The sequence below is a fragment of the Sphingomonas aerolata genome, from assembly GCF_003046295.1.
GTDB lineage: Bacteria > Pseudomonadota > Alphaproteobacteria > Sphingomonadales > Sphingomonadaceae > Sphingomonas > Sphingomonas aerolata.
This window is the reverse complement of the sequence record NZ_PZZN01000001.1, coordinates 1,357,867-1,372,416: the sequence shown is the minus strand read 5'-3', so window position 1 is coordinate 1,372,416 and position 14,550 is coordinate 1,357,867. Positions and strand designations below refer to the sequence as shown.

At 66.3% G+C, this 14,550-nt stretch carries 19 protein-coding genes and 1 tRNA gene; 11 read left to right on the top strand and 9 right to left on the bottom strand.

Going from position 1 to position 14,550, the window contains the following annotated elements; genetic code table 11:
- Positions 1-36: 36 nt before the first annotated feature.
- From hpf to C8J24_RS06400, 6 genes are all read left to right on the top strand, one after another.
- Positions 37-633 (top strand): ribosome hibernation-promoting factor, HPF/YfiA family, encoded by a 597-nt coding sequence (gene hpf, locus C8J24_RS06425; RefSeq protein ID WP_031395099.1) that lies wholly within the window; start codon positions 37-39, stop codon positions 631-633.
- Positions 634-734: 101 nt separating this feature from the next.
- Complete coding sequence (locus tag C8J24_RS06420) at positions 735-1,202, top strand: PTS sugar transporter subunit IIA (RefSeq protein ID WP_107931477.1); 468 nt, start codon at positions 735-737, stop codon at positions 1,200-1,202.
- Positions 1,192-1,671 carry a PaaI family thioesterase gene (locus C8J24_RS06415; RefSeq protein ID WP_031395097.1) on the top strand — a complete coding sequence of 160 codons (480 nt, stop codon included), beginning with the start codon at positions 1,192-1,194 and terminating at the stop codon, positions 1,669-1,671. Before C8J24_RS06420 ends, C8J24_RS06415 begins: the two co-directional genes overlap by 11 nt.
- A gap of 10 nt (positions 1,672-1,681) precedes the next feature.
- Complete coding sequence (locus C8J24_RS06410; protein WP_107931056.1) at positions 1,682-2,008, top strand: DUF1491 family protein; 327 nt, start codon at positions 1,682-1,684, stop codon at positions 2,006-2,008.
- A gap of 189 nt (positions 2,009-2,197) precedes the next feature.
- A complete protein-coding gene (locus C8J24_RS06405) occupies positions 2,198-2,821 on the top strand; it encodes a cell wall hydrolase (RefSeq protein WP_236559201.1) in 624 nt (207 codons plus the stop codon).
- Between the two features lie 117 nt (positions 2,822-2,938).
- Complete coding sequence (locus C8J24_RS06400; protein ID WP_031395094.1) at positions 2,939-3,436, top strand: MmcB family DNA repair protein; 498 nt, start codon at positions 2,939-2,941, stop codon at positions 3,434-3,436.
- Positions 3,437-3,496: 60 nt separating this feature from the next.
- Here the strand turns inward: C8J24_RS06400 and C8J24_RS06395 are convergent, their stop codons facing one another.
- The gene (locus tag C8J24_RS06395) at positions 3,497-4,153 is read right to left on the bottom strand and encodes an ankyrin repeat domain-containing protein (RefSeq protein WP_244180452.1); all 657 of its coding nucleotides are present in this window, start codon (positions 4,151-4,153) and stop codon (positions 3,497-3,499) included.
- 74 nt (positions 4,154-4,227) lie between these two features.
- On the opposite strand from C8J24_RS06395, the gene C8J24_RS06390 reads away from it, so the two are divergent.
- The 3 genes from C8J24_RS06390 to C8J24_RS06380 are packed head-to-tail and all read left to right on the top strand — an operon-like array spanning position 4,228 to position 5,937.
- Positions 4,228-4,827 (top strand): SCO family protein, encoded by a 600-nt coding sequence (locus tag C8J24_RS06390; protein ID WP_107931052.1) that lies wholly within the window; start codon positions 4,228-4,230, stop codon positions 4,825-4,827.
- Complete coding sequence (locus C8J24_RS06385) at positions 4,824-5,258, top strand: YcgN family cysteine cluster protein (RefSeq protein ID WP_031395091.1); 435 nt, start codon at positions 4,824-4,826, stop codon at positions 5,256-5,258. The genes C8J24_RS06390 and C8J24_RS06385 overlap by 4 nt, the downstream gene beginning before the upstream one ends.
- A 4-nt stretch (positions 5,259-5,262) precedes the next feature.
- A complete protein-coding gene (locus tag C8J24_RS06380; protein WP_107931050.1) occupies positions 5,263-5,937 on the top strand; it encodes a M48 family metallopeptidase in 675 nt (224 codons plus the stop codon).
- Here C8J24_RS06380 and C8J24_RS06375 read toward each other — a convergent pair.
- From C8J24_RS06375 to C8J24_RS17530, 5 genes are all read right to left on the bottom strand, one after another.
- On the bottom strand, positions 5,913-8,072 hold the full coding sequence (locus C8J24_RS06375; protein ID WP_107931048.1) for a transglycosylase domain-containing protein: 2,160 nt from the start codon (positions 8,070-8,072) through the stop codon (positions 5,913-5,915). The two genes, C8J24_RS06380 and C8J24_RS06375, sit on opposite strands and share 25 nt — an antisense overlap.
- Before the next feature lie 119 nt (positions 8,073-8,191).
- Positions 8,192-9,277, bottom strand: coding sequence for an NAD(P)/FAD-dependent oxidoreductase (locus tag C8J24_RS06370; RefSeq protein ID WP_244180450.1), 1,086 nt, complete (start codon positions 9,275-9,277; stop codon positions 8,192-8,194).
- The gene (locus tag C8J24_RS06365) at positions 9,274-9,972 is read right to left on the bottom strand and encodes a methyltransferase domain-containing protein (protein WP_107931043.1); all 699 of its coding nucleotides are present in this window, start codon (positions 9,970-9,972) and stop codon (positions 9,274-9,276) included. Before C8J24_RS06365 ends, C8J24_RS06370 begins: the two co-directional genes overlap by 4 nt.
- Complete coding sequence (locus tag C8J24_RS06360) at positions 9,966-11,096, bottom strand: type III polyketide synthase (protein ID WP_420894096.1); 1,131 nt, start codon at positions 11,094-11,096, stop codon at positions 9,966-9,968. Before C8J24_RS06360 ends, C8J24_RS06365 begins: the two co-directional genes overlap by 7 nt.
- 100 nt (positions 11,097-11,196) lie before the next feature.
- Positions 11,197-11,358: a hypothetical protein gene (locus C8J24_RS17530; protein WP_167396709.1), complete on the bottom strand. Its 162-nt coding sequence runs from the start codon at positions 11,356-11,358 to the stop codon at positions 11,197-11,199.
- A gap of 324 nt (positions 11,359-11,682) precedes the next feature.
- On the opposite strand from C8J24_RS17530, the gene C8J24_RS06355 reads away from it, so the two are divergent.
- Both C8J24_RS06355 and C8J24_RS06350 read left to right on the top strand, forming a co-directional pair.
- A complete protein-coding gene (locus C8J24_RS06355) occupies positions 11,683-12,150 on the top strand; it encodes a hypothetical protein (protein WP_031395526.1) in 468 nt (155 codons plus the stop codon).
- Between the two features lie 212 nt (positions 12,151-12,362).
- Complete coding sequence (locus tag C8J24_RS06350; protein WP_167396708.1) at positions 12,363-13,070, top strand: PilZ domain-containing protein; 708 nt, start codon at positions 12,363-12,365, stop codon at positions 13,068-13,070.
- Here C8J24_RS06350 and C8J24_RS17525 read toward each other — a convergent pair.
- From C8J24_RS17525 to C8J24_RS17830, 3 genes are all read right to left on the bottom strand, one after another.
- Positions 13,067-13,222 (bottom strand): hypothetical protein, encoded by a 156-nt coding sequence (locus C8J24_RS17525; RefSeq protein WP_166746558.1) that lies wholly within the window; start codon positions 13,220-13,222, stop codon positions 13,067-13,069. The genes C8J24_RS06350 and C8J24_RS17525 overlap by 4 nt on opposite strands.
- Positions 13,223-13,314: 92 nt before the next feature.
- Positions 13,315-13,401 (bottom strand) — tRNA-Leu (locus C8J24_RS06345).
- Positions 13,402-13,563: 162 nt separating this feature from the next.
- Positions 13,564-14,550, bottom strand: coding sequence for a zinc-ribbon domain-containing protein (locus tag C8J24_RS17830; RefSeq protein WP_244180448.1), 987 nt, complete (start codon positions 14,548-14,550; stop codon positions 13,564-13,566).

The following is a 14,550-nucleotide window of genomic DNA, read 5'->3' as shown; positions in this document are numbered from 1 at the left end:
GAGCCAATAGGACCGTCCGATGAGAAGGAGACGATAATGGATATCCGGATTTCTGGTCATCAGGTCGCCACTGGCGATGCGCTCAACAGCCATGTGGAAGACCGACTCCAGGGTATCGCCGACAAGTATTTCTCGCGCGCCATTTCCGCCGAGGTCACGTTCGGCAAGGGGCCGCATGATGCCGGCTTCAAATGCGATATCGTCGCGCATGTCATGAAGGGGCTGGTGCTCAAGGGCCACGCCGATGCCTATGACGCCCGTGCCGCGTTCGACAGCGCCGCGGCCAAGATCGAAACCCAGCTTCGCCGCTATATGCGTCGCCTGAAGGATCGTCATGCCGGTGAAGCCGTGGCGATCGCGGAGAGCAACGGCTATGACAATGCAAGCTATACGCTGTTTCAGGAGCAGGTCACCGAGGACGATGCCCCCGATGCGCCCCTGATCATTGCCGAGACGCGCGTCGACATCCCCGAGGCCAGCGTATCCGACGCGGTGATGATGCTGGATCTTCGCAATACAGCCGCACTATTGTTCATGAATGCGGGTACTGGCGCGCATAACATGGTCTATCGCCGCGGTGACGGCACGATCGGCTGGGTCGAACCGCAACGCTCCGCATCCGCCGCACCATAATAGAGCGCGCGAGCCGCAACAGCTGTTGTGACGCTGCGCTTTACGCCCCCGTGCAAACCGTTAAGGCGGGGCGTGCGGGGGCGCTTTGAGACATGAACAGCATGAATGACTTCAGTGATATGCTGCGTCCGGACGCGGTCCTGACCGGCATGGTCGCGGCAAACAAAAAGGCCGTGCTTCACCATGTCGCCACGCTTGCTGCCGACATTGTCGAAGGCGACGCAAAAACTATCGCGGACCGTCTGATTGCCCGCGAAAAGCTGGGCTCGACGGGATTTGGCGGTGGTGTCGCGATCCCGCATGCCAAGCTCGACGGACTGACACAGGTCACGGCGGTGTTCGCGCGACTGGCGCAGCCGATCGATTTTCAGGCCGTCGACGATCTGCCCGTCGATCTCGTCTTCATGTTGCTGTCGCCGACCGACGCGGGTGCGGTTCACCTGAAGGCGCTTGCCCGGATATCGCGTCGGCTGCGCGACAAGCTGTTCCTCGACAAGCTGCGCGGTGCAGGCTCGACCGATGCGCTCTATGCGCTGTTCACCGCCGATGCGGTCCGTGATGCCGCCTGAACTGGCCTCCGCCGGCGCCGAGGCGCATTTTCGTGCGCTCGAATCGCTCTACGCCTGTGCGCCGATCAACCGCTTCTTCGAATCGACGCTCGAGATACCGGAGGCCGGTGTTGCGCGGATCCGGTTCACGATCGACGAACGTCATTATCATGCCGGCGGTGCCGCGCATGGGACGAGCTATTTCAAGATGCTCGACGATGCCGCCTTCTATGCCGCAAACAGCCTCGTCACCGATCGCTTTCTCCTGACGACCGCGTTCAACCTGTTGCTGACCCGCCCGTTAAAGGCGGGGCCGGTCATCGCCGAAGGCCGCTGGATCAGCGGGAAGCGCCGCGTGTTCGTCGCCGATGCCCGGCTGATCGACGCCGAGGGGGAGGAGGCGGCGCGGGGGACGGGTACGTTCATGCGCTCGCGGATCGCCTTGGCCGGGCTTCCCGGATACCGCGTCTCGCCGCGTCCGCTGCCGTGATGGTCCTGCGATGAGCGACCGCCTTCCCAGCGGCGTCCTCGTCAGCGCGCTGCTCCGACGGGTCAACGACGCGGGCGGTTTTGGTGCGGTGCTCGCCAAAGGGGACGCACAGGGCGGCGCAATCCTCGTGGTCGCCATCGATCGGGGCGCCCTGCCCCGCCTACTCGAGCGCGGGATCGGCGCCGATGGGCGAACGGCACTGATCGACTCGACTCCGCCCGAAGACCTCGACGGCTATTGGCGTCGACGGCGGTCGAGCGACCCGGATCTCTGGGTGATCGAGGTGGATGTCGCAGCGGCGGAACGGTTCGCCGCTGAAACGATCCTGGCCGATTGACTCCAAAGTCCCCCCGATAGAGGGGATATTCAACATTGATTGGCGTTGTGCTGGGACGGGTGCGATCCGGATCAGTTACGCAGTCGGGGGGATGCCTGGACGATCGGCTCGTACGATTGGTTCCGTGGTCCAACCGCATCTGAATAAGTTTGAATGACGATTTTGCAGCGGGCCGCAACGATTGCGGTCATGACCTTCTCTCTCGCCGGCCTGTTCGGCAACAGCGCGCCCAGCCAGGCGACCGGCGTCGATCGCTCGACCGCCAGCCTTACCGCACTCGCAAATCTAAACGCCCTCTCCTCTCAGAATGTTCCGCAGACCGTTCCCGCCGTGACGCCTGTCACCGCCGTCGAGCCCGCTGCACAGACCGCCGTCCCGACGTCGGCCGAAATCGAAGACGAAGAATTCGAAACGCTTGCCCAGGCCGTTGCCGCGCAGGATAGCGCCGCCGCCGACGAAGCGCTCCAGTGCCTTGCCGGCGCCATCTATTTTGAATCCAAGGGCGAGCCGCTCACCGGTCAGCTCGCCGTCGCCGAAGTCATCATCAACCGCGCCAAGTCGGGCCGCTTCCCCGCCGACGTCTGCGACGTCGTCAAGCAGCGCGGCCAGTTCAGCTTTGTTCGCGGCGGCCAGATCCCCGCGATCAACAAGGGCACGTCGTACCGCACCGCCATCGCCGTCGCGAAGGTCGCACTGGCCGATGCGTGGAACAGCCCGGCCGAGAAGGCACTGTATTTCAATACCGCCGATCGCCGCCCCGCGGGCCGCGTGATCAAGGTCGCTTCGATCGGCAACCACGTCTTCTATCGCTGATCGACAGTCGATCCGGACAGGGTTCGGATCGTGATCAGAATCCTACCTGCATCGCCAAAGCTATAAACAATCCGTGAACGCGCTTGCGTCGTTCGCGGATTGTTCTATTTCTGGCGCATGCTCGACAGCCCCCCGGACTCCTGCATCGACGAACCCGGATCGCCCTTATGTGCCGCCGATGTGGCACGCGGCGTGATCCGGATGTTGTTGCGCCACGACCTGACCGCGATGGCGGAGGTTCCCCTCGACGGGGGGCGTCGCGCCGATCTGATGGCGATCGATGCCCGCGGGCAGATCGTCGTCGTCGAGATCAAGGTGTCGCGCGCGGACCTGGTCGGTGATGGCAAATGGCCTGAGTATCTCGGGCATTGCGATCGCTATTTCTGGGCGGTGCCGGCCGGGTTCGACATGCGGCCGCTGCAGGGGGCGGCGTTTCTGCCCGAACGTACCGGGATCATCGTCGCTGACCGCTATGACGCCGCGATCGTCCGTGAGGCGCATACGACCCCCCTGCCCGCGCATGTCCGCAAGCGCTGCACTTTGGCCTTCGCCAGACGCGCCGCACGCCGTCTGATCGCACAGGTCGATCCCGACGCCGCCGGTCTCGCCTTCTGATCCGGCTGGCGGCTGATCCTCCCGATACGCGGCAGGATCAGCCGCCCGGCGACGGGATCGTCAGAATTTCGGCCCCGAAACTGCCTTGCGGGTCTTCTTCGGCGCATCGGCCAGCAGCTTGGTCACCACGACGTTGCGACCATCCTGCTTGGCATAATCGCGCGCCGACATGCCGGCGATGATATCCGCCTGATCGGGATCGGCATTTTCGTTGAGCAGCACGCGGATCATGGCGATGTCGCGGCGCTGAACGGCGCGGATCAATGGAGTCTCTCCTGCCGAATTGGCGAGATTCGGATTGGCGCCGGCAGCGGTCAGGATCGGGATCATGTCGGTCTGGCCGAGCGTCACCGCGAGGAGCAGCGGCGTGTTGCCCTTGCCGTCGCGCAGATTGGCGTCGGCGCCCTTTTGCAGCAGGAACCGCAGATAGGTCTCGTCGGCACGTTTGATGACGATGTGCAACGCGCCCTCACCCGTCGAGACGTCGCGTGCGTTGACGATGCTGCTGCCCGGACGTCCGAGCATTTCGAGAACCTCGTTGTTCTTCGACTCGCGCACCGCGTTCAGGAATTTATAGCCTTCCGACTGGTTCTGCGCGTGTGCGACATGCGGGGCGATCAGGGTGGCAACGGGAAGCGCGATCACGGCTCCCATCAACAGGGCGCCCATGGTCTTGGCGCCCGTCGTCAGGGCGGGGCACTGGCGGATATACGACATCGATCGATCCTCGGGACGCGGGTGATGTGCGACGCTTGCGCCGCACGGGCTAACAGATCAAGGCTGGCTGTATCATGACCAATCGACGCCCCGCCCTTCTCGCCGCCCTCGCACTCGCGGCGTGCAGCCCCTCTGCGCCCGATACGAGCGCGGCGCCCGCGACGCCGCCGCTTGCCGGCGCGCGGATCGGCGGGCCGTTCACGCTCGTCGATCAGGACGGCCAACAGGTCAGCGACCGGCGGTTCGCGGGCCAATACCGGATCATGTATTTCGGCTACACCTTCTGTCCCGACGTCTGTCCGACCGACATGCAGACGATCGGCGGCGCGATGAAGCTGCTCGAGGCCAGCGATCCGGCGCTTGCGGCGCGGATCGTGCCGATCTTCGTGACCGTCGATCCGACGCGCGACACCCCTGCGGTCGTCAAGCAGTTCGTCACCGCCTTTCATCCGCGCATCGTCGGGCTCACCGGCAGTCCCGCGGCGATCGAGACCGTAAAGAAGGAATTCGCGATCTTCTCAGCCAAGGGGGATGCCGCGCCCGGTGGCGGTTACCTCGTAAATCACTCGCGTCAGGCCTATCTGATGGATCCGGACGGCAAGCCTCTCGCGCTGCTGCCACAGGATAAGGGACCACAGGCCTTGGCCGACGACATCAAGCGCTGGGCCCGATGAGCGCCAGATTCTGGGAAGACACGCCGATCGAGAAGCTCGACCGCGGCCAGTGGGAAGCCCTGTGCGACGGTTGCGGCAAATGCTGCATCCACAAGCTCGAGGACGAGGATACCGGCGAGCTCGTCGCGACCAATGTGTCGTGCCGGCTGCTCGACCGGCGCAGCGGGCAGTGTTCGGACTATCGCCACCGCCACGCCTATGTCGCCGAATGCGTGCGCCTCACGACGTCGAACGTCCGCGACATCGACTGGCTGCCCTCGACCTGCGCCTATCGCCTGCGCGCGGCGGGCGAGCAGCTTCCCGAGTGGCATTATCTCGTCTGCGGCGACCGCGAGGCGGTCCACCGCGCCAAACAGTCGGTCCGCGGCTGGACGATCAGCGAGGACGAGGCCGGCGAGCTCGAATATCACGTGATCGACCGCGAACTCTGACGCGGTGATCGACGGTCTCGAGATCATCCGGCATCCGCGCGCACGCCGGGCACGGTTGTCGATCGATCCCGCCAGCGGCCGCGCCCGGCTCGTCCTGCCCAAGCGGGCGGCGCTGAAGCAGGCGCTGGCCTGGGCGGAGGAGAAAGCAGACTGGATCGCCGAACAGCGCGCGCGGCTGCCGCGGCCGCAGCCCTTCGTTCCCGATGCGGTTGTGATGGTCGCCGATGAGCCGGTGACGATCGCGTGGACCCCGGGCAGCCGCCGCACGGTGGTCCGCGACGGCGCGATCCTGTCATTGTCCGGTCCCGTCGAGACGATTGCGCGCCGTGTCGAGGCATGGCTCAAGCGTACCGCGCTGGACCTGCTTGACCAGGAAACCGCCGAATATGCCGCCAAGGCGGGGGTGAGCGTCACGCAGGTCGCGATCGGCGATGCCAGGGGCCGCTGGGGCAGCTGCGCGTCGAGCGGGGTGATCCGCTACAGCTGGCGGCTGATCCTCGCCCCCGGCTTCGTACGGCGGGCAACGGTGGCACATGAGGTCGCCCACCGCGTCCACATGAACCACGCGCCCGCCTTCCACGCGCTCGTCGCCGATCTCTATGGTGAGGACCCCACCCCTGCGCGCGTCTGGCTACGCACGCATGGCGCGGCGCTTCACTGGGTCGGTCGATCGTCCTGAAAGCGATCGCGCGAACTCTCGCGTGACCAGTCCCGCTGGGGCGCGCGGGGCTGCGGCGCGGCGGGATCGCGGCGTGGTGCGTCCCGGCCCGTCACCCTGTCGATCCAGTCCTGGTTCAACTGCTGCTGCGGCACCGGCGGGGCCTGGTCGGACGGGTCCGCATCGGGGCGCGGTATCGGCTCACCCGCCGGGGCATCGCTTGGCATATCTGGAACACCGCCAGGCTCGATCGGATTGCCATTCTCGTCGACCATCATCTGGCCGTTGTCGGGCTGGCCGAAATAGCTCTCCTCATCGGGTTCGAGCTGCCATTCGGGCAGGGTCACCTGCGTCTCGAACTGCTCGATCGGGCGATTGGCCGTGGCGGGCTTCATGAACGCGGCCCAGGCGCGCGCCGGTGCCGTACCGCCGTGCAGTCCGGAGATCGGCTTGGCATCGTCGCGGCCCATCCACACGCCGGTGGTGATGCCGCTCGAGAAGCCGAGGAACCAGCCATCCTTCGACGAACTCGTCGTGCCCGTCTTCCCCGCCACCGGGCGGCCGATCTGCGCGGCGCGCCCGGTGCCGGTGTTGACCGCGGTCTGCAACAGGTCGGTCATCTCGGCGGCGACATAGGGGGCGACAAGGACGTGGCTGCGATCGACCTCATGCGTGTAGATCGTCTGGCCGTTCGCGGTCACGCGAGTGATGCCATAGGGGGTCACCGCGACGCCCTTGCTCGCGACGCTGGCAAAGGCGCGCGTCATGTCGATCACGCGGACCTCCGACGTGCCCAGCACCATCGAGGGATGCGTGTTGACCGTCGTCGTGATCCCGAACCGCCGCGCCATGTCCGCGACGGTCGTGAAGCCGACCTCCTGCCCCAGCTTGGCCGCGACGGTGTTGAGCGAATAGGCAAAGGCCGTACGCAGGCTGACGGCGCCGGAATTGCGCCGCGAATCGTTGCGCGGGCTCCATCCGTCGATCGTCACGGGTTCGTCGACGATCGAATCCTCCGGCTTGTGCCCGGCTTCGAGCGCGGCAAGATACACGAAAAGCTTGAACGCCGAACCCGGCTGGCGGACCGCCTGCGTCGCGCGGTTGTAGATCGACGAGACATAGTCCTTGCCGCCGACCATCGCCTTAACCGCGCCATCGCGGTCGAGCGACACCAGCGCGCCTTGTGCACCCGCGGGGGCATTCGCCCGGATCGCGGCATCGGCATCGCGCTGCATCGACAGGTCGAGCGTCGTCCACACCTCGAGCGGCGCCTCGGTTTCGTCGATCAGCGTGTCGAGCTGCGGCAAGGCCCAGTCGGTGAAGTAGCGGACGCTGTTCTGCTTCGGCTCGGGTGCCAGTTTGAGACCCTGTACATCCGCATCGGCCGCCTCGCCCGCGCTGATGACGCCGGTTTCCGCCATCGTCTTCAGCACGACGCCCGCACGGCCCATCGCCGCCTCGGCATCGGCGGTCGGCGAATAGTTGGATGGTGCCTTGACGAGCCCGGCGATCACCGCCGCTTCGGCCAGCGACAGGCGGTCCGCCCCGTGGCCGAAGAACTTGCGCGACGCGGCGTCGATTCCGTAGGCGCCGCCGCCATAATAGACCTTGTTGAGGTAGAGTTCGAGGATCTGATCCTTGCTGAACTTGCGCTCGAGCGCGAAGGCCAGGATCCATTCGCGGAACTTGCGCCCGAACTTCTTCTGGTTGTTCAGGAAGACGTTACGCGCCAACTGCTGCGTGATCGTCGACCCGCCCTGCGTCCAGCGCCCGCGATCGAACCGCACCTTGACCGAGCGTGCGATCCCGACCGGATCGACGCCGAGATGCGATCGGAACCGACGATCCTCGACCGCGACGGTCGCGTCTCGCATCACCGCGGGGATCTGGCCATAGGAAAGCCATTCGCCGAAACTCGGCCCCATCGACACGATCACGCTGCCATCGGCAGCATGTACCCGGATCATCTGGCCGTTGGGCGAGGATTTGAGGCTTTCGAAGCTCGGCAGCTGCGCGCGGGCGATATAGATCGCGATCACCAGCGCGCCGAGCGCGAGGATGGCAATACCGGCGAGAACCTTCAGGAGGAGGACAAACCGGCGGCGCCATGAGGAGCGAGGCCGAGAGGGGCGGGAAGCGGGACGCGCGCGAGCCATGAAGGGTCGACGAAATACGCCTTAACCGCGGCGCCGACAAGCGGTTCGCGTGTGCAGCCTTGGTACGCGCACTCCGCCCGGCGTTTCGTCGACAGTATTCATCGCCGCGCGACCGCGCGTCACGCGCCGATCCGGGTCGCCTGCGCGAGCATCCGGATCAGTACGGGATGCGCGAAGGGGATAAGCCGGGCTACACCGCGGCTTTCGGCCACCCGGCGCACCGCGCCCGCCACCCCGATCGGCCGCGCGAGCGTGCGCGCCAGCTGCTGCTGCCATTCCGCTGCGCCCCCTGCCCCGTCGGTGCGATAGGCGCGCGCGGCGGCGAGTCCGCTGGCCAGCGCGATGCCCATGCCCTCGCCGGCCAGCGACGGGATCACCCCCGCCTGATCGCCCAGCCTGTACTGCCCCGCCTGCCCCGTCGTCTGGCGCCAGCCATAGGGGACGTTGGCGATCGCATCGATCGTCGCATCCGGCGCGATCGCGGCGACCCATTCGCCAAGCACAGGCATTGCGCGGCCAAGCTCTGCGAGCAGATCCGCCGGCGTTTCCGCCTCCTGCAACCGCGAGCGATGTACCGCCATGCAAAGGTTCGCGCTGCCATCCTCCTGCATCGCAAGCCCGGCATAGCCCCGGTCGAAGAGATACAGGTCGATCTGCCCCGCCAGCGCGCGGGCCATCGCCGGCGGGGGCATGATGCGGACGCGTATCCCCAGCGTCGGATCGGCGCCGCGTGCGCTTGCCGGCCGTGCGGTCCCGCGGACATCCGACTTGCCATTGGCCAGGAACAGCGCGGGTGCGGCGATCACCGCGCCATCGGCGGTCCGCACCTGGCCGTCTTCGATCGCCCGGACGGTCACCCCGCGTTCGACCGCTGCGCCCTGCGCCACCGCGGCGGCGAGCAGAACGGTGTCGAGCCGCCGTCGCGACACCGATAGTGCAGGCCTTGGCAGCGCGGCATGCGCGACGCGGCTACCGGCAAAGATCCGGACGGTCGTCGTTCGCGCCGGGTTGAGCTGATCCGGATCGATTCCTAGTCGCGCCAGCGTGTCGAGCGTCCGCCAGCTGAGGAAACCGCCGCACAAGGCGTCGCCCGTCTCGCGGCTACGCTCGATCAACAGATGCGGCAGGCCCGCGCGTGCAAGCTCGATCGCGACCGCCGCCCCTGCCGGCCCGCCGCCGACGATCAGCGCGCGCGTCGCGGTCACCGCAGCCGTTCGACGCACAGCCGGAACGGGAACGCCCGGAACACGCGCGCACCGCGGATCCCCGCCTCGTCGAGGATCGCGGGCCATTCATCGGGCCGGTACGACCGCGCGATCGACAGCGTCCCGTCGTGACGCACGATCGGATGCCAGCGCGCGAGCCGTGCGAGAATCGGAAATCCGCGATGCGCAAACCCGTGGCGATGCAGATCGTTGATCAGCCAGCACCGCGCATGCGTGTCCATGAACCGAAGGAATGCGACCAGTTCGGCATGGCTCATATGGTGCGCGACCAGGCTGCTGACGATCGCGTCCCAGCGGGGTTCGGCGCCCCTCTGACCGGCAAGATCGGCGTAATCCCCCGTGATATAGCGGATCGTCGATCCCGCGTCCGTATGCATGCGCGCGGCCTGTTCGCTGCGTGGGTTGAGGTCTACCCCGACCAGTTCGGTGTCCACGCCTCGCCGGCGAGCCCAGCGCTCGATCATCCTCAGCATGTCGCCATCGCCGAACCCGACATCGAGCAGCCTCAGCCGCGTCCGGCCCGCGATGACGCGCTTCAGAAAGGCAAGCGTCGGACGCGCCGCCATCGTCACGACATTCACCTTCGCAAGATCGGCGACCACCGCGGCATAGGTTTCCGGCGACAGGTCGTCGGCGTCCATCAGTTCCTCGGCTTGCGCCCGCGTCGTCAACATCGCGGTGCGCTTCGGAAGCCGATACCCTCGGCTGCGAGACCCGGGCCGAACGCCAGCGCGACGCCGCGTGCGATGTCCGGCCCGGCGAGCAACCGCTGCAGCACGAACATCAGCGTCGCCGACGACATGTTGCCGTTCGCCGACAGCACCGCACGCGACGCGTCGAGCGCATCCGCCGGGAGCGCCAGGGCATGCTCGACCGCATCGAGGATCGATCGCCCGCCGGCATGGACCGCCCATCCGTCGACCGTATCGGCGGGGCGTCCGCCGCTCGCTGCGGCACGGAAGGCGGGATCGGCGAGCGCCTGCGCGATCCGCCCCGGTACTTCTCCAGACAGGTGCATCGCAAAGCCCTGGTCGGTGATGTCCCAGCGGATCAGCGCCTCGCTGTCGGGCAATGCGGTGGCGAACGGTGCTTCGAGTTCGAATCCGCTCGGATCGCTGGTCACCAGCGCCGCGGCGGCACCGTCGCCGAACTGGAGCATCGCCAGCAGCGGCTCGATCTCGGACACCGCCTGCAGGTGCAGCGTGGACAGTTCGACGGTGACGACCAGCACGCGCGCCCCGGGTTCGGAACGGACGATATGCCGCGCGCTGCGGAGCGCGACGACCGCGGCATAGCATCCCATGAACCCGATCAGCAGCCGCTCGACCGTCGCGGGCAGCGCGAGCCTGCGGGCGATGATCTGGTCGATGCCGGGCGCGACGAACCCGGTGCAGCTCGCCACCACCAGATGCGTTATCGTGCCGAGCGCGATCGTTTCCTGAAGCGCGGCGATGGCCTCGAGGGCAAGACCGGGTGCGGCGTCGGCATAGATGGCCATCCGCTCCGCGGTGCCGGGATGCGGATCGATCGCGTAAAAGCCGCCCGGGTCGACCGGAGACCCGGCATGCAGCCGCTGCGTGTCGCCGCTGTCGACGCCGTCCGCGACCGCGATGGCCTTTGTCGGGGGCAGGACCGACCAGCGGTGCGCGATACCCGATCGCCCCGCCATACGATCGAACAGCCTGGCCGAACGGGCATCGACCCGGTCGCGTGCCCAGCGGATAAACGCCTCGTGAATGTCATGGCCGGGGACCGCAGTCCCGATCGCGTTCAGATAGGCAGGCAGGAAAGCGGGCACGACATCCTTTCGCACGGTTGATACGGCCAACGCGTGACGTCCGGACATCGGCCCGACATGCCGCTATAACAAGCCCTTGGCATGCGGAACCGCGCTGGCTTCAGTCCTGATCGATCGGGTCGAGATGGTCGTGCCCGACCAGGTACTTCTCCTCGACCATCGCCATGCTGACACCGACATAGGCCGCAATCGCATGATCGCCCGCCTCTTCGAGCGCGCGACAGGCTTCCTGCAGAAGCTCATAGGTGCGTGCAGCATTCATCGCGTATCTCCGAGGAGGGCATCCGAGCCGGAGGATCATGCCGGATGCGGGCAAAAGCGATCAAACCTTATATTGGTTTCACATTGGTACAAAATTCTACCTGTTGCAGCCAAAAACTCACACGGGGCAAGCCACCAATCACAACCAAACTGAACAGATTTCAACCCGTTTTGCATATCTTAAGAAAGTTCCGAGACTATCGCGTGTACCTAAAAGAATAGAGCGGTAAAACAGATAGCTGAATGATGTTGACCATTATGCCGGCGTGCCGCCATATTTGGGTCATTATGGGCTTAAGACCCTGTGGGCGACCGGGAGCATGTGGTGAAAGACGAATCCGTTGCCGACTTGATCAAGGATCTGGGATCGAGGCTGGCCGCCGTCAGCGAGGAGTTCACGGCGCGGGCATCGCGGGTCGTCGACCAGCGGGCCGAGGATGCGACGAGCCCGATCAGCGAGGAAATGCTCGTCGCCCGGGCCAAGGAGATTCTGGCGCATCGTAAACTGCGCCGTCGCTTCCTGCCGGGCGAATTGTTCCACGAGCCGGCCTGGGACATGCTCGTCGCGCTGTTCGTTTCGCACCGCGATCACCGGCCGACCAACGTCAAGGCGCTGGTCGCGATGGCGGATGCACCGGTCACCACGTCGCAACGCTGGATCGAGCATCTCCACAAGCTGAAGCTGATCGACCGCGTCAACGACCCGACCGATCGGCGTCGCATCGAAATCTCGCTGAGCGCAGCCGGCTATGACGCGGTCGCCGGCTACCTCACCGCGATTGCCCGACGCTGACCGGCATTCAGCACGGTATTACAGTAATTTCGGTTTTGTAGTAATTAGTTAAGCCGCGCCTAGCACGGTTCGCCGACACCGTTCGGGGATATCAAATGTGCGGCAAGGCAGACCAGGCTCAGGCACCAGATGGCGCTATCGCGCACCGACAGGGCGGTGCGTGCTGATCGCGCGTCGCGCCTCCCGATCGCATGGCGGCGGGGAGACGGCGCGTGCTCTCCGGGCCTGACGAGGAAGACGCAACCGGCGGTGACGGCGGGAGCGGAGCAGATCTGCGCCGGCCCGCGGACCGCGACCGGCGTGCCGGTCGACGCCATGCGACCGTCCTGCTGATCGGCCGGGTCATGCATGCCGACCGCGGCTCGATCTGTCTCGTCCATGACATTTCGACCGTCGGTCTGAAGGCGCGCTTCACCACGCTGCCAGCGCTTGGTGAGACGCTCGAGATCAAGGTGCGGGGCATGCCGTTGCTCCGCGCCACCGTCCGCTGGGTCGACGGGTTTCACGCAGGGGTCGATTTCGACGAGCCGCATGTGATCGACCCCGTCTTCGCGACGCGCGACGCCGCCGGGATGATCGCCCGATCGCCACGATTCGTGGTTTCGGCACCAGTCAGGCTGAATGTCGAGGGGTATTGGTATGCTGCAAGGCTGGTCGACATCTCGACCGGCGGCGCGAAACTCGAGGTCGCGGCGTCACTCTGCGGGCATTTTTCACAGGGGCAGGCGGCCCAGCTCGTCGTCGATCCCGGCGGACTCGCGATTTTTGCGGCAATCTGCTGGCGGCGTGGCAACCGATTCGGGCTTCGCTTCGTTGCGCCGCTATCGCTCGTGACTTTGTCCCGGGTGCTGGAGTCAAACCCCGATTGTCAGGTCCCCATCCCCCCTCCCAGGGGCCTGGCAACGACGACCGGCGACTAAACCTCGTCGGTCGTCAACTTCACCTTGTTGGGAAGCTTCTTGCCCTTGGTGCGGCGCGACGGGAGCTGCACGGGGTGCTTCTTCTTCCACTGCGCGAACGTCATCGGGCCATCGGGCGTTTCGATGATCTGGTCGTCGATCGAATCGGCCATCGCCGTGCTCCGCTTTGACAGGATCCCGCAGGACGGACCGTCATGTCCCCCATGGGGGTGGTTCTGATCCGGGTCGGTAGAAACGAGGAAAGTGGTGCGGCCGAGAAGACTCGAACTTCCACGGGCTTTCGCCCACAACGACCTCAACGTTGCGCGTCTACCAGTTCCGCCACGGCCGCACGTGAAACACTGACCGGACAAGCCGGCTAGCTGGTAGGCCGGTGCCACTAGCAAGGCTTTTGCGATCCCGCAACGCCCTTTCGCCATCGAATGCGCGCCGCTGCGAGAAAATCATGCCGCAGGGCCCTATGCCGCCACCGCGTCGGGGCGGGGGGACCGGATCAGGAGGCGTCTTCGCCCACAAAGCTCAGTTCGAGCCGTTTCGAATTCGACGGCACGTCGAGCTTGGCGGAGTTGAAATCGATCGCGGCGCCGGGTGTCAGCGTCCGCTTTTGCGGGGTGATCGTCCAGCTATACACAATCCGGCCCTGCGCATCGCGCAGCTCGGCGCGGATGTCGGGCACACGCTGCGTCGAATCGGAGGGGTTGATAACCTGCCCGCTGACCGCGAACAGCTCGGATCCGTTGTCCAGTTCGCGGCGCTCGATCGGATTGTCGCGCAGCCGCAGCGGCGTCTCGTCCGCGCCCGTCACGAGTCCAAGCTGCGTCGCAAGGCCGGGCGCGCCGACATAGAGGATCGCAGCGACGCCCAGCAGCATCAGAAGCCCGGCCGCCACCGCACCGATCGTCCACAACCGGGTGGTGTTGCGCCGTGCGCGGAACGGCGGGGCATGTGCGAATGCATCATAGGAATCGGCGTCGCTCCGGCTGCCCGCATAGGAGGGCGGAGCGGCGCTGTCGGTGGTCGTGGCAGACACGATCGTCGCAGCCGCCGGCAGTACGGCCTGCGCATCTTCGACATCCGGCGCGGCAGAAGAAGGGGGAGCCGGCGCGGCGACCAATGGCGCAAAGGGTCGGATGATCGGCGGCGGCAGGTCGTCGGCGGTCTGCGCAGCCGAAGGCGGCGAAGACATCGGAACGCCGGACGGGGTGGGCGAGGACGGATTGGGCCACGCCGGATTGGGCCAGACCGGGGGCGCGGCGGGCTCGGCGTCAAACGCTGCGCCGAACGGCGGCGCGGGCGCGAAGCCGAGCGGGGCCGCGGGCATTGCCTCCGCAGGGGCCGGCGCGTCGGGCGCCGTGACGTCCGTCGCGGCCTGGAACCAGCTGTGGCGGCAATTGGCACAGCGCACGGTCCGACCTTCGGTGCCGATCGCGCTGTCGGGGACCAGATAGCGTGTGCTGCACTCGGGGCATTGGAGGATCAT